14 protein-coding genes, 7 pseudogenes and 5 other annotated features are annotated in these 20,106 nt (G+C 62.8%); of the genes and pseudogenes, 11 read left to right on the forward strand and 10 right to left on the reverse strand.

From position 1 onward, the window contains the following. Positions 1 to 143: 143 nt before the first annotated feature. The gene (locus DA06_RS28465) at positions 144 to 461 is read right to left on the reverse strand and encodes a polysaccharide biosynthesis protein (protein WP_418606640.1); all 318 of its coding nucleotides are present in this window, start codon (positions 459 to 461) and stop codon (positions 144 to 146) included. 60 nt (positions 462 to 521) lie between these two features. Next, positions 522 to 860, reverse strand: a complete 339-nt coding sequence (locus DA06_RS28470) for an FAD-linked oxidase C-terminal domain-containing protein (RefSeq protein WP_418606641.1) — start codon at positions 858 to 860, stop codon at positions 522 to 524. A gap of 874 nt (positions 861 to 1,734) precedes the next feature. On the opposite strand from DA06_RS28470, the gene DA06_RS28475 reads away from it, so the two are divergent. After that, on the forward strand, positions 1,735 to 2,202 hold the full coding sequence (locus DA06_RS28475; RefSeq protein WP_418606642.1) for a BCCT family transporter: 468 nt from the start codon (positions 1,735 to 1,737) through the stop codon (positions 2,200 to 2,202). A gap of 1,310 nt (positions 2,203 to 3,512) precedes the next feature. Continuing rightward, the gene (locus DA06_RS28480) at positions 3,513 to 3,884 is read left to right on the forward strand and encodes a F0F1 ATP synthase subunit A (RefSeq protein WP_418608285.1); all 372 of its coding nucleotides are present in this window, start codon (positions 3,513 to 3,515) and stop codon (positions 3,882 to 3,884) included. Here the strand turns inward: DA06_RS28480 and DA06_RS28485 are convergent. Next, a pseudogene (locus DA06_RS28485) lies at positions 3,850 to 4,431 on the reverse strand (polysaccharide biosynthesis protein); the annotation flags it as partial. The gene DA06_RS28480 and the pseudogene DA06_RS28485 sit on opposite strands and share 35 nt — an antisense overlap. 20 nt (positions 4,432 to 4,451) lie before the next feature. Here DA06_RS28485 and DA06_RS28490 point away from each other — a divergent pair. The 3 genes from DA06_RS28490 to DA06_RS28500 all read left to right on the forward strand — a co-directional run bounded on the left by DA06_RS28490 (position 4,452) and on the right by DA06_RS28500 (position 9,488). Next, positions 4,452 to 5,144: a hypothetical protein gene (locus DA06_RS28490; RefSeq protein ID WP_418608474.1), complete on the forward strand. Its 693-nt coding sequence runs from the start codon at positions 4,452 to 4,454 to the stop codon at positions 5,142 to 5,144. Between the two features lie 106 nt (positions 5,145 to 5,250). Further along, positions 5,251 to 6,692: a sequence feature (most likely nonfunctional fraction of RNA operon), on the forward strand. A 404-nt stretch (positions 6,693 to 7,096) separates the two neighbouring features. After that, positions 7,097 to 7,872, forward strand: a sequence feature (most likely nonfunctional fraction of RNA operon). Continuing rightward, positions 7,758 to 8,168 (forward strand): hypothetical protein, encoded by a 411-nt coding sequence (locus DA06_RS28495; RefSeq protein WP_418606643.1) that lies wholly within the window; start codon positions 7,758 to 7,760, stop codon positions 8,166 to 8,168. Its footprint overlaps the feature before it by 115 nt. A gap of 1,092 nt (positions 8,169 to 9,260) precedes the next feature. Continuing rightward, positions 9,261 to 9,488, forward strand: a complete 228-nt coding sequence (locus tag DA06_RS28500) for a Flp family type IVb pilin (RefSeq protein WP_418606585.1) — start codon at positions 9,261 to 9,263, stop codon at positions 9,486 to 9,488. Between the two features lie 120 nt (positions 9,489 to 9,608). On the opposite strand, the gene DA06_RS28505 is transcribed toward DA06_RS28500, so the two are convergent. Next, positions 9,609 to 9,836: a Flp family type IVb pilin gene (locus tag DA06_RS28505; RefSeq protein ID WP_418606585.1), complete on the reverse strand. Its 228-nt coding sequence runs from the start codon at positions 9,834 to 9,836 to the stop codon at positions 9,609 to 9,611. 375 nt (positions 9,837 to 10,211) lie between these two features. On the opposite strand from DA06_RS28505, the pseudogene DA06_RS28510 reads away from it, so the two are divergent. After that, positions 10,212 to 10,649, forward strand: a pseudogene (locus tag DA06_RS28510) (UDP-N-acetylglucosamine 2-epimerase); the annotation flags it as partial. Here DA06_RS28510 and DA06_RS28515 read toward each other — a convergent pair. The 3 genes and pseudogenes from DA06_RS28515 to DA06_RS28525 form a co-directional block, all read right to left on the reverse strand. After that, complete coding sequence (locus tag DA06_RS28515; RefSeq protein ID WP_418606644.1) at positions 10,618 to 11,178, reverse strand: pilus assembly protein TadG-related protein; 561 nt, start codon at positions 11,176 to 11,178, stop codon at positions 10,618 to 10,620. The pseudogene DA06_RS28510 and the gene DA06_RS28515 overlap by 32 nt on opposite strands. A 126-nt stretch (positions 11,179 to 11,304) precedes the next feature. Next, positions 11,305 to 11,444, forward strand: a sequence feature (23S ribosomal RNA rRNA prediction is too short). 3 nt (positions 11,445 to 11,447) lie between these two features. After that, positions 11,448 to 11,829 (forward strand) — a sequence feature (23S ribosomal RNA rRNA prediction is too short). Between the two features lie 204 nt (positions 11,830 to 12,033). Next, on the reverse strand, positions 12,034 to 12,216 hold the full coding sequence (locus DA06_RS28520; RefSeq protein WP_043509453.1) for a hypothetical protein: 183 nt from the start codon (positions 12,214 to 12,216) through the stop codon (positions 12,034 to 12,036). 108 nt (positions 12,217 to 12,324) lie between these two features. Beyond that, a pseudogene (locus DA06_RS28525) lies at positions 12,325 to 12,981 on the reverse strand (isocitrate lyase/PEP mutase family protein); the annotation flags it as partial. A gap of 509 nt (positions 12,982 to 13,490) precedes the next feature. Between DA06_RS28525 and DA06_RS28530 the strand changes: the two are divergent. Further along, positions 13,491 to 14,030, forward strand: coding sequence for a PTS transporter subunit IIC (locus DA06_RS28530; protein WP_418606645.1), 540 nt, complete (start codon positions 13,491 to 13,493; stop codon positions 14,028 to 14,030). A gap of 343 nt (positions 14,031 to 14,373) precedes the next feature. Next, positions 14,374 to 14,644, forward strand: a pseudogene (locus DA06_RS28535) (cation diffusion facilitator family transporter); the annotation flags it as partial. Between the two features lie 375 nt (positions 14,645 to 15,019). Here DA06_RS28535 and DA06_RS28540 read toward each other — a convergent pair. The 3 genes and pseudogenes from DA06_RS28540 to DA06_RS28550 form a co-directional block, all read right to left on the reverse strand. Next, positions 15,020 to 15,184 carry a type II secretion system F family protein gene (locus tag DA06_RS28540; RefSeq protein ID WP_418606646.1) on the reverse strand — a complete coding sequence of 55 codons (165 nt, stop codon included), beginning with the start codon at positions 15,182 to 15,184 and terminating at the stop codon, positions 15,020 to 15,022. A gap of 2,074 nt (positions 15,185 to 17,258) precedes the next feature. Next, positions 17,259 to 17,716, forward strand: a sequence feature (23S ribosomal RNA rRNA prediction is too short). A 596-nt stretch (positions 17,717 to 18,312) separates the two neighbouring features. Continuing rightward, positions 18,313 to 18,598: pseudogene (locus tag DA06_RS28545) on the reverse strand (ATP-binding cassette domain-containing protein); the annotation flags it as partial. 76 nt (positions 18,599 to 18,674) lie between these two features. Beyond that, complete coding sequence (locus tag DA06_RS28550; RefSeq protein WP_418606647.1) at positions 18,675 to 18,935, reverse strand: hypothetical protein; 261 nt, start codon at positions 18,933 to 18,935, stop codon at positions 18,675 to 18,677. On the opposite strand from DA06_RS28550, the gene DA06_RS28555 reads away from it, so the two are divergent. The 3 genes and pseudogenes from DA06_RS28555 to DA06_RS28565 all read left to right on the forward strand — a co-directional run. Continuing rightward, on the forward strand, positions 18,897 to 19,160 hold the full coding sequence (locus DA06_RS28555) for a helicase-related protein (RefSeq protein ID WP_418606648.1): 264 nt from the start codon (positions 18,897 to 18,899) through the stop codon (positions 19,158 to 19,160). The two genes, DA06_RS28550 and DA06_RS28555, sit on opposite strands and share 39 nt — an antisense overlap. A gap of 129 nt (positions 19,161 to 19,289) precedes the next feature. Further along, a pseudogene (locus tag DA06_RS28560) lies at positions 19,290 to 19,370 on the forward strand (DUF4011 domain-containing protein); the annotation flags it as partial. 306 nt (positions 19,371 to 19,676) lie between these two features. Further along, a pseudogene (locus DA06_RS28565) lies at positions 19,677 to 20,095 on the forward strand (DEAD/DEAH box helicase); the annotation flags it as partial. Positions 20,096 to 20,106 lie beyond the last annotated feature (11 nt).

The following is a 20,106-nucleotide window of genomic DNA, read 5'->3' on the forward strand; positions in this document are numbered from 1 at the left end:
TGATCTCCTGTCGCAACTTGACGATGCGCCTATCGGGGTCAGAGTCGCGACGAAGCCGACCCATAGATCTCGCATGGGGCTGCTCGATCTGTCCTAGTTCGAGGAGGCCGGTGAAGAACTCTTCCTCGGTGCCCGAGGTATAATTAGCAGAAGTTCTCTTGTCTGCTCGACGGTAAAGGCGTTTCGGGCGTGCTTCCGTCCGACGTGATATCGCAGCGTGCGGTCTTCGTGTCACCCTCGTCGAAGTAGAGCTCGTACTGCATGGACCGCGCATCGAGCGGGACGCGGAAGTACCCGCCCTGGTCCTCTGCGGTGACCATCTCTTCGCGGCTGAGAAGGGTTTCGTGCATCTTTTCGCCGTGCCGGACCCCGATTACCCGCACCTCTGGCTCGTCGTATCCCAGTAGCGAAGCTACAGCGAGGGCAAGTGTGTGAACCGTGCTAGCAGGAGCCTTTCGCACGAAAAGATCGCCAGGGGGCGGCGTTCAGAAATGCGTGGTAGACGAGGTCCACAGATTGGTCTAGAGACATAAGGAAGCGGGTCGTGGGGTGCCGGTGTAGACGTCCATGAGCCGAGACCACGGGGCCGCGGTCTCCGAGACGTCACCCATCGCGCCGATGTCGAGGAGGAAGTCGCGGATGTACGGGGTGTCGAACTTCTTCTGGTCGTACAGCGCGCCCGGTCCGCGGCCGAGCTTGATACCGCCGTGCTTCCTCACGATCTTGCCGACGATGCTCTTCTCGGCCTTGACGCGCGCATCGCCGCCCTCGTAGCCGACGTAGGACAGGCACACGGCGTCGAGGTCCCAGCCACGCTTCTCGAGGACGTCGAAAGCAACCTTCTGGACCTTGCCGGACACGCCTTGCTGGGATTGTCAACGGAGAGGGCCAGAGTGAACACGGATCGTCCGGCTCTGTGTTGCTCTACGTTGGCGGGATGGGGACGCCGCTCACAGGGGATGCTCCGCGGACTGACGCAGAACGTGAATTCCTTCTCTCCTTCGCCGCCCACGTCTCTCACTGGGCCGTCCCCGACGTAGCCCTGGACGCTTTCCGGGTCGTCGCGGGCCTCCGCCCGTTGGTGGTGATGACCGACGTGCCCGGGGGTGGATGTACCGCCTGGGCATTGCACCCTGCAGATCGGCTACTGGGACGACGGCCGGGGATGCCGGGCGCTCCAAGGCGAGTGGGGTGATGAGTATCTGCTCGACAACCATGAGTACACGAACGACGGATTGACGGTCTTCGGCCTCCAAGAGGAGCCGGGCACCTACGGGACGCTGGCCGCCAAGTGGCTCGAGCGCCAGCTGCAGCGCCCGGTGGACCGGCAGGGCCGGCGCCAACGCGAAGACGTCGCTCCGATCGACCCGGCCCGCCCCGGCAGTGTCCCCTTCCTTACTTGTCAGCGGAGTTCCGGGCAGTCCGGCCAGGTGGTTGTTCCACCAGTCGAGCGAAAGTTGGAAGCCGTGCGCGAGCACCGAGTCAGCACGATTTCGGGCTGCCAGCCACTCCTTGAGGGCTTGGGGCGGGTCGGGCACTGCGAGGTCCTGCGCCATAAGGGACACCGTAGTTGAGTTGTGGACAATTGTTGCTCGAAATCGCAGCACCGTTTGCGCTCGCTCTGCCATCCTGGTCAACGGCTCCTTGCCGCCTAAGTGCTCGCCGGGCCGCCAGGTCGAAGAACCGAAGCAGACCCTTCATCGCAGATAAAGGCAGCAGTGGCGACGCTTGCGCGTGGTCCCGCCCCGGGCCCGGATCAGGCAGCGGGACGCCCAGTCGATCGGGGCGTACCTGCAGAACATCGTGCGCCTGTCCTTCTCGACGCTGCCCTACCAGGGGGTCCAGGGCGAGGAGTGGCTGGCCGGCTGGACCACCTACTACTGGGGCTGGTGGATGAGCTGGTCGCCGTTCGTAGGCATCTTCATCGCCCGCATCTCCCGCGGCCGCACGGTGCGCGAGTTCATCATCGGTGTACTGCTCGTGCCCACGCTCGTGACGTTCCTGTGGTTCTCCGTGATGGGCGGCACCGCCCTGTACCGCCAGCTCTTCGGCGACGGCGGACTCATCACCGGCGAGGGCCAGGTCGACACACGGCACTGTTCCAGATGCTCGAGGGCCTCCCGGGCGGCCCGGTGCTCTCCGGTCATCCAGAGGATGAGCCGCTTCCATCGGCGTCCGACCGTCGGCTCTGCTGGGGCATGAACCGGTATCCTGCCCAGGCGTTCCTGAGAATGTTTCTCAGGCTTCCTGCCGTAGCGCTCAACGCTTGGTGCAGTGGAAGTCGTCAAAGCTGCATGAAACGCCAGACGAGTCCATGGGGGCGTCGCAGAAAATCCGGACGCGTTCATCGTCGCGCCGAGGCATCGCTTTTGGAGGGACGCCATCATTCCGATGGCCAAAAACCCGACGCCGGGGGGGGCGCATCACCCCGTATCGCGGGGCTGACCTGCGGGGAACGCGGGGTTTCACGTGAAAACTTCGCAGTGACGAGAAGTGCGTCCACTCTAGCCGGCCGCAAACTGCTGAACCGAACCCATGGGTGACGGCGTGCCAAGTTCGGATACCTCTCTCGCGGTGTACGAACGTCAGAGAATCTCGCACGCCTTGACTAAGGCCTGCTTAATCGCAGTGGCGATAAGGCCCGGATCGGCAGCACCCAGCGGGTCGAACGTCTCGCTCACGAATTATCCCCAGACGTCAGTCATCTTCCAGCAGCTACCCGTTGTCACCCCGGTGCCCTGGTTGGTCGTCGTAACTCTAGACGCTGGCGACGCGTCGTCCGAGTCATCGGTGGACAATTGAGGAGTGGCGCCTCTGCTCGGACGCCTCTAGGTGCGCTGGTGCATGAAGGCTGATCTAGTCTTGGGTTGCGCTCGGGTCATGGCTTGTAACTACGCCAAATCGCTCACTATTCGGCGCCCGATGTTCAGCTCTCTTTTACTCGGCTCGACGCGCACTCGAAGGTAGCCGAGAGTTCGGGTAAGTGGCCGACTAGGGGGCGACTCGCCGAGATCGACCGTGAAGTTCCGCGACGGCAAGGACGTACAGCGCGCTCGTCTCGTAGAAGAAGAGCAGGTCGGCAACTCCGAGGCCGAGGGCGACCGGGATGCCGACGCCCGGGATCGCTGCCGATGCACCGACCCCCCGTGCTGGCGGTTGTCACTGTGGTGACGTAGCGGCGGTCGAGCTCCTTGAGAATCTCCGTGGCGGAGGCGTCAGGCTTGTCCCGACGAAGCGACTTCAGGTACTCGATCACCACGGCGCTGCACCGAGATGGCTTTGTAGATCTGGGACTGGAAGCCCTCGGTCTGGGCCGCGCCTGGCTTTGTCGACGAGTGCACCCGGCGCCACCCCGTCAGTCGCGGGGGGGCATAAGTCAGTTCGGGTGTCAGTCATTGGGCTCCCCGCTCTGCATGGGGCCCAATCAAGGCGCCTAGTGATCTGACGTCCTCTTCGAGGGGACGATCTTCGAGTTCAACCGGATCACGCTGGTGCGGCTCATCGCGACCGCGATGCTCATCCTCTTCTTCTGGCTCGCGACCCGGAAGCTCCAGCTCGTCCCCGGCCGCGTGCAGTCGATGGGCGAGATGGCCGTCGACTTCGTCCGCAAGGGCATCGCGGAGGAGTCGCTCGGCCGTGAGATCGGCCGGAGGTACACCCCGATCCTCGTGGTGATCTTCTTCGGCGTCCTGTTCATGAACATCACGGGCATCCTCCCGTTCCTGAACATCGCCGGGTCCTCCGTCATCGGCATGCCGCTGGTGTTCGCGCTCCTCTCCTACGTCACCTTCATCGTGGCGGGCGTCAAGCCCAGGGCGGCGGGCAGCTTCCTCAAGAGCCAGCTCTTCCCGCCCGGGGTGCCGTGGCCCATCTACAGCGCGTGACCTCGGGGTCGGTGACCGTGACCGGACCGCCCCGGGCGATCTGCTCGCGGAACGTGTGCAGCACGGATCCCCGCGAGCCGAGCACGTTGCCGAAGCGCACGGAGACGTACGTGCCGGCGTGGTGCTCGGCGTACCACGAGGTGAGCCGCTCGGCGACGCGCTTGGTCGCACCGAGGACGGACCGGGCGTCCGCCGCCTTGTCGGTGGAGATGTTGACGAACCGCTCGACGCCCTGCTCGGTCGCCATCTGGAGCACGTTGCGCGTGCCCAGCACGTTCGTCTTCCACCCTCGTCGGGGGTACTGCTCGAGCATCGGCAGGTGCTTCAGGGCCGCGGCGTGGAAGACCACCTCCGGCCGCTTCTCGAACACCTCGCGCAGCGCCTGCTCGTCCCGGATGTCGCAGAGCACGACGTCCGGGGTGTCCAGGAGGGCGTGGCCGTAGATCGACAGCTGCACCCCGTGCAGCCCGGACTCGTCGCGGTCGAGCAGGATCAGGCTCGCCGGGCCGAACCGGTGCACCTGCCGGGCCAGCTCGGAGCCGATGGAGACAAGTGGAGATACCTCAGATGAGCGGTGAACTAGCCGTCGCGTTGATCGCCGGGTTCGCGGCCGTAATCGCGGCGGCATGGTCGGCGCAACAGCAACATAGCCTGGCTCGCCTCCAGGCGCGGTTGAAGCAGTCGGAGCAGGTCGAACTTCGCCATCAGGAGGCGAAGGAGCAACTAAACCTTCACCGTGAGCCCGTAATGCTTGCCGCGGCGGAGCTCGGCGAACGGCTCGACAACATCCTCCACGGTCGTTTTTTTCTGTCCTATCTCGGGACGGAGCGCCACCGTGACTTGGCCATTCTCACTACGCTTTACCGTCTCGCGAAGTACTTCGCCAAGCTCGAGATCCTCTATGCAGACACCAACTGGATGAAGTTCTCCAACGACAACGACACCAAGGACGTGGCACGCGCGCTCAAGCGGATCGGTAGGACCTTCGCTACCGACAGACTCGACCGTGGAAACGGCGACGGCCCCCGCTTCATGCTCTGGCGGGAGGAGCAACGTGCGATCGGTGAGCTGATGCGTTCCCGCGGCATCTCTGCGGATAGACGCAACCTCGACGCTGCCGCGAGCGTTGGCCAGTCTTGCATGGTCAGCGGAGCCCCGAGGCCACTTTTTCCGATGGTCTCGCTTAGTGACGCTTTCAGCGTTTTTGTGAGGGTTTTTTGCTCAGCGAGGGGTGAGGGGCTTTCTCGTGCCTGGGGCTAGACGGTCGGGACGCTTAACCCGTAGAGGGTGGAGGGTCTTTCTGGGGTCTTTCTCTGCATTTTGTCACTTTCTGGGTTTCAGCTCCTAGTTTGAAAGAGGGGGGGGCGATTTCGGGCCGCGACGGGGCGCGTATCGGTTTGTGGGTTCTGAGAAGAAGTCTCAGAGGTTTTCAGGAGCCCCCGTAGGGCCACTTGTAGAGATAGAGAGGTAGAGAGTTACGAGGTAGAGAGTTACGAGGTAGCCGACACTGGGACTGACGACACGGCCCAGACTCCTACGGGAGGCAGCAGTGGGGGAATATTGCACAATGGGCGCAAGCCTGATGCAGCGACGCCGCGTGAGGGATGACGGCCTTCGGGTTGTAAACCTCTTTCAGTAGGGAAGAAGCCTCTCGGGGTGACGGTACCTGCAGAAGAAGCGCCGGCTAACTACGTGCCAGCAGCCGCGGTAATACGTAGGGGCGCAAGCGTTGTCCGGGAATTATTGGGGCGTAAAGAGCTCGTAGGCGGTCTGTCGCGTCTGCTGTGAAAAACGCGGGGGGCTCAACCCCCGCGCCTGCAGTGGGGTACGGGCAGACTAGAGTGCGGTAGGGGGAGACTGGAATTCCTGGTGTAGCGGTGGAATGCGCAGATATCAGGACCGCTTGTGCGGGCCCCCGTCAATTCCTTTGAGTTTTAGCCTTGCGGCCGTACTCCCCAGGCGGGGCACTTAATGCGTTAGCTGCGGCACGGAACCCGTGGAATGGGTCCCACACCTAGTGCCCAACGTTTACGGCATGGACTACCAGGGTATCTAATCCTGTTCGCTCCCCATGCTTTCGCTCCTCAGCGTCAGTAACGGCCCAGAGACCCGCCTTCGCCACCGGTGTTCCTCCTGATATCTGCGCATTCCACCGCTACACCAGGAATTCCAGTCTCCCCTACCGCACTCTAGTCTGCCCGTACCCACTGCAGGCGCGGGGTTGAGCCCCGCGTTCACAGCAGACGCGACAGACCGCCTACGAGCTCTTTACGCCCAATAATTCCGGACAACGCTTGCGCCCTACGTATTACCGCGGCTGCTGGCACGTAGTTAGCCGGCGCTTCTTCTGCAGGTACCGTCACCCCGAGAGGCTTCTTCCCTACTGAAAGAGGTTTACAACCCGAAGGCCGTCATCCCTCACGCGGCGTCGCTGCATCAGGCTTGCGCCCATTGTGCAATATTCCCCACTGCTGCCTCCCGTAGGAGTCTGGGCCGTGTCTCAGTCCCAGTGTGGCCGGTCACCCTCTCAGGCCGGCTACCCGTCGTCGCCTTGGTAGGCCATCACCCCACCAACAAGCTGATAGGCCGCGAGCCATCCCGACCGACACAGTCTTCCACACCCACCATGCGGCAGGGGCGTCATATCCGGTATTAGCCACGATTCTCGCGGTTATCCCGAAGTCGGGGGCAGGTTACTCACGTGTTACTCACCCGTTCGCCACTAATCAGACCCGGGCAAGCCCGGGCTGCGCGGGGGTCGGGTGCCTGTGTCGAATTGTTTGTCCTGGTGAATGTGTCCTGGATTACTCCGGGGGGGATTTGCGGGGGGCGGGTTCGGATGGGTTAGGTTTGAGAGGTTGCCCCGGAGGGGGGTCCGAGAGCGGGTATTGTTTCGGGTTCTGTCTCCGGTGTGTGTCTGTTCTTTGAGAACTCAACAGTGTGCCAAGTTTTTTGATGCCATTTGAATTCTGGGTGTCGTGGCGGCCGGCCTCGTGGTTGGTGTGTCGTGGTGCCCGGGGTTTTGTTTTGTTTTGGTTGTCGTGCCTGGTCCTGCCTGTCGGGGCTGGGTGCGTTGGCCTGGATTGGCCCTGGTCCTGCCGGTTGGTGGGGGTGGGGTTCTCCGTATGGATTGTCGGCCGTGCCTTTTGGGGGTGTTGGTTCGGCGTGTGTTTTTTAACGGAGAGTTTGATCCTGGCTCAGGACGAACGCTGGCGGCGTGCTTAACACATGCAAGTCGAACGATGAGGGCCCGGGCTTGCCCCGGGTCTGATTAGTGGCGAACGGGTGAGTAACACGTGAGTAACCTGCCCCCCGACTTCGGGATAACCGCGAGAAATCGTGGCTAATACCGGATATGACGCCCCTGCGCATGGTGGGGTGTGGAAAGACTGTGTCGGTCGGGGGATGGGCTCGCGGCCTATCAGCTTGTTGGTGGGGTGATGGCCTACCAAGCCGACGGGTAGCGGCTCCCCCCACAAGGGTTGGGCCACCGGCTTCGGGTGTTACCGACTTTCGTGACGTGACGGGCGGTGTGTACAAGGCCCGAGAACGTATTCACCGCAGCGTTGCTGATCTGCGATTACTAGCGACTCCGACTTCATGGGGTCGAGTTGCAGACCCCAATCCGAACTGAGACCGGCTTTTTGGGATTCGCTCCACCTTACGGCATCGCCGCCCTTTGTACCGGCCATTGTAGCATGCGTGAAGCCCAAGACATAAGGGGCATGATGATTTGACGTCATCCCCACCTTCCTCCGAGTTGACCCCGGCAGTCTCCCATGAGTCCCCGGCATAACCCGCTGGCAACACAGGACAAGGGTTGCGCTCGTTGCGGGACTAACCAACATCTCACGACACGAGCTGACGACAACCATGCACCACCTGTACACCGACCTTGCGGGGCGCCATCTCTGGACGTTCCGGTGTAGTCAAGCCTTGGTAAGGTTCTTCGCGTTGCACCGTATTCGCGAAGACTTCGTCGTCGGTGACGTTGATTCGCTTGACTCGTCGATAGTTGCGATGGCGGCTGACGTCTGGGAGAAGAAGTATTCCGATGTCGAGATCCAGTGGGAGAATGGGTACGTCCCGCTCACAGCGCTCAGGTCGGCTTCTTCCTTCTATGAATGGCGCGACCAGGCCATGCAAGCCGGTTCTGAGGACTCCGAGCGGTTAACAAGCATCTATCGCGAGATGGTCTCAGGGCTTCACGTTTACCGGATCCCAAGCGTAATCGTAAATAGGAAGATTCCGCCGCAAGCGGTTGCGCGAATTTCGAACGGGTAAATCGTCACGGTCGCACACTGGGCGCCTTCGACCTGGTTGTAGCGCGGAGCTTTACGGGGACATTCAATCTCAGAAAAAATGGGAGGATGCGCTCGAGGAGTATCCAAATATCCGCAATTTCCAGAAGGATGACGGCCTTCCCATCCTTGCTGCGCTTGCGCTCCGACAGCAGGAGGATGTACGGCAATCTGCGGTCCTCAACCTGAAGGGTGGGGCGATTCGTGACGGGTGGGATGAAGCCGTGCGCCATTACTCCGCCGCAGTGGCTTTCCTGGGAGCGGAGCTAGGGGTGGTTACGCCTGATTTGCTGCCCTACAAACAGATTCTTACAGTGTTGACTGCGCTCGATTTTGAGCGGCCATTGTCGCAAATAGCGGAGACTGTAAAGGGCACTGGGTTTCTGGGGGCCCACTGGGTTTTCGGGCCCAGCGATATTTGGGGCGCAATGCCCACTCGGAGTAGGGTGTCAGCGTTCTCCCCAGAACATCTGACCCCGGATGCTGTTGACCGTACGGTTGACGCTCTGCCAGCCGGGGGTGTTTTTTTTTTTTTTGCGCGCTCCCATGGTGCACCCAGGGGTTCACCCACCCGCGGACCTCACTCGGCGTGTCGTCCACATATTGCGGTTGATCGCCAGGACGCCCCCTACATATTGTGGTCGCGCCTGATGCCCTGCTCGGCCACCGGTGCTGACAAACCACTCCTACTGATGTCCACGTTCTGTGTCATGCACCCGGCGAGTGGCCAACTTGGCTGTCACCATCAGTGGCCACCAGTGTCAAACACCGAGGTCACGAACCCATCCAGTGGCCAAGCAATCTGTCAGGTCACAGCGGCAGGTCGACACTCCCACGATCTCGGCGGTGGATGTGGCCGCCGGATCCCCGACGAAGGGTGACAGAGGGTGAGGCGAGGGTGAGGTCCATAGCAGATGTTGCATCGTCCGCAAGTTCACACTCCCAAAGTGCTTGCAGGAACCGAAAAGTTCTGCGAATCTCGCATCGTCACGCCGGTTCACCCCCTGCTTCCGGCGTACATCCCCCGCTCTGGACCCACTCCTGAGCTGACCAACCTCACATAGGGAGTTCAGAAATGAACCGTGCAGCCGCATTCTTCACCACCCTGTTCACCGTCATCGGCGACCGCTTCGAGGGCCGCAAGGACCGTGGCGCCACCGCCGTGGAGTACGGCCTGCTCGTGGGCCTGATCGCCGTGGCCATCATCACCATTGTCGCCACTCTTGGCGACCAGATGCTCGCCGCTTTCACCTCTGTCAGCACCACGCTGACCGGTGAGGGAATCACGGACGCCACTCCGTGACGATCTGGCACAGCTAGCGTGGCGCCCCCGCAATGGGGCGCCACGTCGTTAGCTAAACGACGTGGCGCCTAAACGACGTGGCGCCCCATTGCGGGGCGCCACGCTAGCTGTGCCAGATCGTCACGGAGTGGCGTCCGTGATTCCCTCACCGGTCAGCGTGGTGCTGACAGAGGTGAAAGCGGCGAGCATCTGGTCGCCAAGAGTGGCGACAATGGTGATGATGGCCACGGCGATCAGGCCCACGAGCAGGCCGTACTCCACGGCGGTGGCGCCACGGTCCTTGCGGCCCTCGAAGCGGTCGCCGATGACGGTGAACAGGGTGGTGAAGAATGCGGCTGCACGGTTCATTTCTGAACTCCCTATGTGAGGTTGGTCAGCTCAGGAGTGGGTCCAGAGCCGGGGGATGTACGCCGGAAGCAGGGGGTGAACCGGCGTGACGATGCGAGATTCGCAGAACTTTTCGGTTCCTGCAAGCACTTTGGGAGTGTGAACTTGCGGACGATGCAACATCTGCTATGGACCTCACCCTCGCCTCACCCTCTGTCACCCTTCGTCGGGTGCTCGTAACCCGCGGAAACCTGCGGCTCACTCGCAGGACAGGGACATGCCCACGCTCTGGGCTCACAACATTACCAACACAGGGTCGTCAGAACTCGCCACAATTTTCTGGACGAACGAACTCTTCGACCCTACAGACCCTGACACGTACCGAGAGGAAGTATGATGGGTGGACGATTGAAGGTCCTGACCGTAGTTGGGACACGACCAGAGATTATTCGATTGTCTCGCATCATCGCACGACTCGAAGAGACGACCGAGCACGTCCTGGTGCACACAGGTCAGAATTATGATTTCGAACTGAACGAAATTTTTTTTTTTTTTTTCAACGACCTATCGGTGCGCCGACCCGACCACTTCCTCAGCGCTGACACTCGATCACTCGGCACGGTGCTGGCAGACGTATTGCGGGGCACAGAGCGGGTGCTCCTTGAAGAACGCCCTGACGCAATGGTGGTTCTCGGCGATACCAACAGTTGCACGTCGGCACTCATGGCACGGCGCATGAAAATACCCGTGTACCACCTCGAAGCGGGCAATCGGTCGTTTGATCCAAATGTCCCAGAAGAGATCAATCGTCATTTCGTAGACCATGTCTCTGATTGTTGATCGTAACGACCGCGCTAGGTGACGTCGTAAGCTCGTACCTGCCATTCTGAAATACGAATGAACTGCCACCGGCTTGGATTGAGTTCTGGATGACACATGCTGAGAAGATGAGTGGAATGCTGGTGGTTGAGCCGATGCCGCCCCAGACCGCGGTGGCGTCCGCTGTTACGGTGGTTGCCTCGAAGTCGGATGACAAGATGGGCGCGAACCAGTGCGTTTGGTCCTCCGTGGCGGTCACCGCGACACGGCCAGGCTGAGACATGCGACGTCGACGTTGTCGACCGTCCCCGTCGTTGACATTTCCAAGGACCATTGCATCAGCTAGCGCCTCGGGGTCAGCGGGGCAACCGTCGAGGGCGCACTCCTGGGCGACGGCGAGGGCAGCAGCGTCGGCGCCGTTCTGAAGTTGCTGCCTTTCGGCGTAACTAGCCGCCACGTCGACCGAAATCGCGGCGAAGCTATAAGTGGGACCATGAGAAGAGCGACTACGACGGCAGTTGCGCCGCGCTCCTTGTCTAACCACCGCATCGCATGGTGCCCTTTCCGGTGAGCGTCACTTCACCAAAGAAGATGAGGTCCAGATCGTGGGTGATCACTGCCTCTGCGGTGGGAAGTGCTCAACAGGGCGCACCAGTCGCGTGCTCTAGACCCCGAAGCGGAGTGATCTACCCATGGGCAGGTTGAAGCACGTAGTAAGAGCGTGTGGAGGACCGAACCCACTTAGGTTGAAAACTGAGGGGATGACCTGTGGGTAGGGGTGAAAGGCCAATCAAACTCCGTGATAGCTGGTTCTCCCCGAAATGCATTTAGGTGCAGCGTCATGTGTTTCTTGCCGGAGGTAGAGCTACTGGATGGCCGATGGGCCCTACAAGGTTACTGACGTCAACCAAACTCCGAATGCCGGTAAGTGAGAGCATGGCAGTGAGACTGCGGGCGATAAGGTTGTGGTCGAGAGGGAAACAGCCCAGACCACCGGGCTAAGGCCCCCAAGCGTGTGCTAAGTGGGAAAGGATGTGGAGTTGCAGGTACTGCCGCCAGAGGGCGTTCCTCGGGTCCCGGGGGTCTCGCTTGCCCAGGCGCGAGAAGCCTTGGCACGGCGGTCCTCCGACGACGACGTCGACGGACGGCACCACCTCATCCTTCAGCCAACGCTGAATGTCGCCGGTGTAGACGACGTCGCCGAAGTTGGCCTGATACCCACGTGCGGCCGCCGCGTCCATCTCGACCGCACGGACGATCCGGTACGGAGATCCCGTCGAGTGGAACCCGCGGGTAAGTCCTCCGACGGCGAACAGGTCGAGCACACGGAACGGTGCGACCTTCCCAGCGCGGTCCGACGGATCATCTGCCTCGAGCTCGGTCGAAGGGGCTGGAGCGCTCAACGCGCCACCACGAGCCCGGAGAAGAACCCGGCATCCGGCTCCTCGGGGGTGCCGATGAGCACGGCACGGTCCAGAAGAGTGTTCTGCTTCTCGCAGCTGACCTCAGGCAGCAGCACGCAGGCGTGACAGGCCGCCAGGTTGAGCCCTCCGGATCCGCCGGCCACGGACTCGATGCACACCGGGTCCTGCGTGCACCAAGCCGAGCGTTCGACGGCGCTCCTTCGCGGGCATCGGGCGGCAGAACTCTGGCAGGTGCGGGCGGGAGGCAGTGGTCGGCCCGTGAGCCGTCAGTCGGTGCGGACCGTGAAGTTGAAGATGCCGGTGTCGAAGTGGTTGTAGGCCTCGTAGTCGACCAGCTCGTACAGGCGCGCGCGGTGCTGCATGCTGTCCAGCTCCGAGATCAACGAACCCTCGCGCGGATGGTTTCCAGGCCTCGTTCGGCGGCGCCCATCGCCAGGCGCAGCAGCGACACCGGGAAGATGACGATCGAGACGGCGTCCGCGAGCTGGTCGGTGGTGAACAGCTCGGACTTGCCGAACTCTGTCATGTTCGCCAGCACGGGGACCTCGACCGCCTCGGCCATCGCCTCGAACTCGGCGAGGTCGCGCATGGCCTCGGGGAAGATCGCGTCCGCGCCGGCGTCGACGAGGGCCCTGGCGCGGTCCACGGCGGCGTCGAAGCCGTCGACCCCGCGGACGTCGGTACGGGCCATGATCAGCAGGTTCGGGTCGGCGGCGGGCGTCGACGGCGGCGCGGACGCGCTTGGCGGCGGTTGCGACGTCGACCACCTGCTTGCCGTCGAGGTGACCGCACCGCTTGGGGTTGACCTGGTCCTCGATGTGCAGGCCGGCCACGCCCGCGTCCTCGAGCGACTGGACGGTACGGGCGACGTTCATCGGCTCGCCGAAGCCCGTGTCCGCGTCGACCAGCGCCGGCAGGTCGGTCGTCGTGCGCCGGGTTCTTACACTCGGGCGTTCACGTGAAACGAACGGCCCTAAGTTTAAAGCGGCAACACGCGCGGCGATGGTGCCGACCACTCGTTCCCACAGGAAGGTCCTCGATACTGCGACGTCCGTGAGCCGCAGCGCAGTGTCCCAGCCGTAAGAATGGCACTCTTCCACAACGCTCAGGTGTTCACCTGCCTACTGCCCATACTCGAGTGTCGCCCACTGAACTTCACCCGTTTCAAGCGAAAGGATGGTGAGCTCTGATCGATTGGTGCCGGTAAGCGCCAGCAGAATTTTCAGGCACAATCGCGGGCGCCCAGGCGTCGCTGTTAATGAGCCGGCGCTGCGAGCTGGCTACAGCGCTATGGCAAGGTTCAGGGCTATGGAAAGGTTCAGGCACCCTATACACCAGTTCGTCTAGCGTGCCCAGCGGAGCGGATTTCCTGAACTGGCGACGGTCAAGCAACGCGGAAGGACCGCCCTGGCGGTACAAGGTCACCCACCGCATGACGGTGCGTTCAGACACGGGACGCCCGGCGTCCGTGAGCTGTGCAGCCTTGCGGCGCGCGCGTTCGCTGAGACTGGGCAAGCTCCGAGAGGCTGTAGTCAGGAAGGCTTCGCCGTCGTCCGCGCGGTACGTCTACCTCACCGGCCACCTGATGTTCTGGATGAGCATCGTGATCGCCGCCTCGCTCGTGGAGGTCCTGACGGACATCCCGCAGACCACGCTCGTCATCGTCGGGGCGGTCATCATCGCCTGCTACTGGACCCTGCAGCCGCTGTGGATCGCGCCGCTGATGAAGCGGCTGATGGGCCACGACCAGTTCGGCCTCGGACACACCACCTCCACCCTCGCGCTCGTCGCCGGGTACGGATCGAAGGCGCTGCGCCTGGGCGACGCGCAGCGGCACGACTCGGAGAGGCTCAGGCTCCGACGATCTCCTTCTTCAAGGACATCAACGTCTCCACCGCGCTCATCATCTCCGTCATCATGCTCGTGGCCATCGCCTTCGCCGACGCGGGCGCGTCCAGGGAATGCAAGGTAAGTAACGGCCCGAAGAACAGTTGGAAGCGAGTGAATCGCGAAGTCGGAGGCAAGGCCACTGACTGGCGCGAGCAGTTCGGCACGCACATGCTTACCGCGGTGGTCCTGGCCGGCGTTTTTTTTTTTTTGACATGAGATGCCTTGAGACGGCCCAGGACTCGGGCGTCATTCTGTTCTGGGAGCATGGACCTGACTCCGCTTGCCGAGTTCGTGTCCCAGACGGCCTGACACAGCGCGTCCTGTGGATCGCCTCGCCATGTTTGGTGAGGTCCAGGGGGAACGCGATGTCTCAACGGACTTGTAGCGTTCCTCCTGTGGAAGAAAATCTGGGGGAGCGGGTCCTCGCGGTCGCGAACGCGGTCTCGTTGCTGATCCTCGCGCGAGGTCGCGGAGAGAGCCTCAACATGCGGGGGGGCGTATCTCGAGGTGCTCGGTGATCTGCTCGGGTCTGTCGCGGTCGTCGTCGCGGCCGTCCTCATCGCGACCACGGGATGGTGGCGTGCCGACGCGTTGGCGTCCTTCGCCATCGGGGTCATGATCCTCCCTCGCGCATTCTCGCTGCTGCGGGACGTGATCGAGGTACTGATGGAAGCGACTCCGAGGAACGTCGATCTCGCGGGCGTCGTCCCCTGCTCGAGGTGCCGGGCGTCGTCAGAAGATAGGCGACTAGAGCGGACGCGGCGGCGAGGGCGGGCTTGGCCACAAGAAGTTTGTCGATGGTCCAGTCGGCAGGCCGCCCGGCCCGTAGATGTAGCTTCTCCAACAGCCGGATGGAGGCGCCTGGCGTAAGTCGCCGAGCGGCCGCTGCGAGGCTCGAACTCTGAGGCGCGGCATCAGCAACTCGGGCGGGCGCTGGCAAACCTCGCTTGAGATTCGCCAGGGCTCGGGTGCGAACGGCGTTCGGTCCGGCGAGCAAGGCCCAAGTCGCATCCCAGCGCAAGTCCGAAGGCAGCCATCCCGACGAGAACGGTCACAGGCATGGTGTTCTCCTCAGAACTTGATGTTGACGGTCTTTCGCAGCCAGATCCCGCCCACGAGGAGCAGCACGATTGCGACGATGATCAGGCCGTAGCCAAGAATGCTCTCGGTGAATCTGCCGATGTACTCCGGGTTGGCGACAGTGAGAAAGCCGACGATCCCCACGGGCAACAGCATCAGAACAATGGCCGAGAGCTTCCCTTCGGCCGCCAGCGTCTTGACCTGCCGGCGAATCTCGTTGCAAAAAACTTGGCACACTGTTGAGTTCTCAAAAGAACAGACACACACCGGAGACAGAACCCCGAAAACAAATACCCCGCTCTCGGACCCCCCCTCCGGGGGCAACCCTCTCAAAACCCTAAACCCCATCCAACCCCGCCCCCCCGCAAAATCCCCCCCCCGGAGTAAATCCAGGACACATTCACCAGGACAAAACAAATTCGACACAGGCAACCCGACCCCCGCGCAGCACAAAACCACACTAAGAACCAGGACTCCCCCCGGGACCGGCCACCCTCACGGTGTCCGTGCCTCCCTGGCAGGGCTCAGCAATACTAGGCAGCCCCGAACCCACGGTCAAACCCCCACCCATGACCCCCGTCACACGCCAACCCGCACGGAACGGGCACCGGAGGTCGGCCATTCCGACGACGGCGCAGCATCCCGGAGTCGCTGTCGGGCCAGCTCTTCGACGGGATGCCCAGACCGGCGGTCGGTGGTCGGGCACGGACACGACGGCGGGCGGCAGTGGTCGCGCACGGACCGCACGGAGGGTGGTCAGCCACGGAGAGGGCCCAGTACACCCGGGGAGCTCCGGGGAAGGCTCTGGCCAGCATGTCGCCACTGCTAGCAACGTCGCGCTGCAAGGCCGGGGCCGCTGGGAGGTTTCGCAGAGACAGGGCTACCCGACACAGACCCCGGATCTGAGCGCACCGGACCACGCGGACCTTCCGCACGTGCGGAGGGAAGGCGAACCGGGTTCGCTGATCCTCCGTGCGCAACGGTTCCAGTTCCGGCCCTTCGCGCAATTGCGGGTACTCCGACTTGTCGACTGGCGTTCACCGCTGCAGTTGCGGCTCTGTACGCGTACTTAGCCCCGATGGCAGCGGAGCCAACGACTGGAATTGCCGCGGCCATCGAGAACGACGCGTTTAGGTAGTCTCGCCGGTCGCCGATTCCTCGACAACACTGACCCGGAGCCCAAAATTACCCTGCAAAAATTCGATGAGCCCATCTGCCCGCGAATCTAAGACATGAACCGGGTCCAACTCACGCCATGCTGGCGGCAAGAATTCGTATGCAATCCAATCATCTTCATTGCCATCGGACGCATCAACTACGAATCCAAGCGTACGGAGATGCAAAGGTGGATCCCACCCGCCACCATCTGATTCACGCGGGAAAATGGAATAAGAATAGTATTTCTCGGTCGCTTCCGTAGTTCCGGGCGAACTTACCTCAACGGTCGACTCCAGCTTCCACGTCATCAGCGCGAGAAATGTCTTATGGAACGCCCTTGCTGCTGACGTGTACTCTCCCTAAGAGCACTCCGTTCGAGTTGCAAGCTTAAATGCCTTCGCCACGAACCATCCATGAGGGCGCGATAGTCGCTCACCGCCCGGGTCGCCGTGCCGGCGTCGACAAACCAGACGACAAGCTCGCGGTCGCCAAGACCGAGCCACCCGTGATCCCAAGCCAGCACCTCGCATGCGCTGTCGCCATGTCCCCGCGAAACGGCTCCTCCGCATGCCACGTCCACAGCGAAACTCCGGCGAACACCACTCCGAGGACGGCAAAGACAGCGATAAGGCTGACCGGTACAAGCGGATCATGGCCCCGTCGCCGCCACCCGGACATCTCCGGCGATCCGACGTGGCGCCCGACCTCTTACTCCGTGCCCGCCTCCCACCGCGTTCCATGCGCGTACGGCACCGTCGGCAACTCCTCGAGCGACGTTGGCTGCTTCTCGGAATGTGCTTTGGATGGCCCCGGTGACGAGCTGTCCTGCGGGGAGAGGACACGGCACGGGGTGACAGCGGTGACGGCCGAATCGACATGCTCTCTGACGCGTTCCTGAGTTGGTGATCGCCGGGGGGTTTGCGGATGATGCTGCAGCTTTTGTCGACTGCTGCGACGGCTTTTTGACGACGGTGTCTTTCGGGCCCCATCTCAAAGGGCGCTTTCCCGAGGGTCGATTTCCCTCAGTGGGCCCGTCGGGGGGTCGAAAGACGTTGAGCGGGGTCGGCGTTGGGCGTAGGCGTGTGGGGGGGAACGCGGGGAAGTGAAACATCTCAGTACCCGCAGGAAGAGATATTCCGTGAGTAGTGGCGAGCGAAAAGCGGGACGAGGGCTAAAACCCGGGGGGGGTGTGTGACAGCCCGGGCGGGGCGTTGCACCCCTCGGGGGGTCTGGGGACCTGCTGACCCAGTCTGCCCGGGGCTGGTGGGGGGAGTGAGAAAAGTCGCGGGTGTAGTCGAAACGGTCTGGGGAAGGCCGGGGCACAGTGGGGTGAGACCCCCCCGTAGACGAAAACGTCGTGGCCTCCCTTGCAGGGGATCCCGAGTAGCACGGGGGCCCCGTGAAAATCCCCGTGTGAATCTGCCAAGACCACTTGGTAAGCCTAAATACTACCTGGTGACCGATAGCGGACAAGTACCGTGAGGGAAAGGTGAAAAGTACCCCGGGAGGGGAGTGAAATAGTACCTGAAACGAGGACGAAGTAGTGGACCTTGCCCACGCGGTGCTTTCGGGGTTCGTCGAGGTGGTCACCCGTTTCGGTGGCCATCCGTTGGGACTCCGCGGAGATGGACTCTTCGCGGGATTCAGTCCGGGCGACTCCGCCATCACGGGTGTCTTTGCGCTTGCCGCCTGTGCGTTCGCGCTGGACGGCATCCAGCAGGAGGTGAACCCGTGGCTCAAGATGCGGGGTATCGAACCGGTGCAGGCACGAGCCGGCCTTGACTTTGGAGACATCACGTTCGTGCGCAGTGGGAGCCGTGATCGCAGTGAGATCAACCCGCTGGGCTTCGCAGCGAACTTTGCAGCGAAGTGCGAGAAGCGCGCCAAGTCTTGGGAGGTCGTGGTGGGGTGGAGGGGTCGTATGACCTCATGCCCTTCAAGGGTGACTTCTCCCGCCACGACGAAGTCACCTAGAAGATATCAGCGTGACTACAACGAACGGGGTATCTACTTCTACGACTTCCCGGTGGCGGAACATCCTGCACTTGCTGCCCCGACCTCGTTCGACAACTTGATGGCACACCCACCACGAAGATCTTGAGCACTGAGGAGCCGATATGACCGCCAGGCACCAGCGCGAGCTCCTGGTGGATGATGACGATGCCCTTGGCCTCGGAGTCGTTGATCGAGTGGAACTCGACCGGCTCGCCCTCGAAGTAGATCTGGCCCTCGTAGCTGCCGGCGGGGTACACGCCGGAGAGCACCTTCATGAGGGTGGACTTGCCCGCCCCGTTCTCGCCGCAGATGGCGTGGATCTCTCCGCGCACGACCTCGAGCGACACGTCCTGGAGCGCCTTCACGCCCCGGGAACGTCTTGGTGATGGAGCGCATCTCGAGGATGTGTTCGCTCACGTGTCCTCCTCCTTAAGGACTCAGGCGGTGCGGGCGGCGGGCGGCGCCGCCCCGCCACCGGCCGGATCAGTCGGACTCAGGACTGGCCGCTCTCGACCTGCTCGGTGGTGTAGTAACCGGAGTCGACGAGCAGCGGCTGGATGTTGTCGGCGTAGACGATGTCCGACTCAAGCAGGTAGGACGGGACGACCTTGACGCCGTTGTCGTACGTCTCGGTGTCGTTGGCCTCCGGCTCCTCGTGACCCAGCAGGAGATCGTCGAGTCCTTCAAGCAGACGTCCTCGCCCATCCGCGTCCTTGTGACCGGCGACGTCGCCTCCGAGGGTGTCAACCTCCACACCCAGTGCCACCAACTCATCCACTTCGACATCCCGTGGAGCCTCATCCGGATCGAGCAGCGCAACGGCCGCATCGACCGGTACGGGCAACGTCACCGCCCCCAGATCACCACCCTCCTCCTGCAGCCCCTCGAGCGAACGGTTCAAGGGCGACATCCGCCTGACCAGACTCATCGAGAAGGAGCACGAGGCCCACAAGGCCCTCGGGGGACTCCGCCTCCCTGATGGGGGGAGTACGACGCAAGGCGGAGGAGGACGCGATCGCGGCCGTCCTCGCCGGCCAGCGCGAGCTCGACCACGTCGCAAGGAGGTCCTCGCCCACACAAGGAACTCGGGCCGGTCCTGCGCAACCTCATGCGGAAGGCGGACACCGAGTACCTCGACCGCGGCCTGCACGTGCTCTACCTCGCCGTGGGCATGCTGCACTGGGCGGAACTGGACGGCACCCCGATGCAGAGCCCGGTCCTCCTCCTGCCCGTCACGCTCGAGTCCGACGGCCCCCCGATCCATTCCGCACCTCCGCAGCGACGAAGACGCCGTCATCAACCCGGCCCCTCGTGCTGCGGATGCAGGAGTTCGGGGTCACCATCCCGACGTTCGACGCCTCGAGGACGAGTCGCTGGACGGGCTGTTCGGCGCGGTCACCGGGGGCGGTGGGGGGGACGGAGCGGCTGGGAGATCAAGCCAACGGTCGTCCTCTCCACATTCACGTTCCATAAGGAGGCGATGTACCGGTGGTGGGGGGAGTTCGCCGTCCACCTGGGCCTCGCCAGCGGCCGCAAGGCGTTCTACACCACGCCGATCAAGGCGCTGAGCAACCAGAAGTACCTCGACCTGGCCGCCGTGCACGGCAAGGAGAACGTCGCTGCTCACCGGCGACACGTCCATCAACGGCTCCGCGCCCGTGGTGGTCATGACCACCGAGGTGCTGCGCAACATGCTCTACGCCGGCTCGGAGACGCTGGACGGGCTCGGTTTCGTCGTCATGGACGAGGTGCACTACCTCGCCGACCGGTTCCGCGGGCCGGTCTGGGAGGAGGTCATCATCCACCTGGACCAGGGCGTCCAGGTGGTCTCCCTCTCCGCCACCGTGTCGAACGCGGAGGAGTTCGGCGAGTGGCTGACGGATGGTGCGCGGCAACACCCAGGTGGTCGCACCGTAGCGACGCCC

It is taken from the genome of Georgenia sp. SUBG003 (genome assembly GCF_000715355.2).
GTDB lineage: Bacteria > Actinomycetota > Actinomycetes > Actinomycetales > Actinomycetaceae > Georgenia.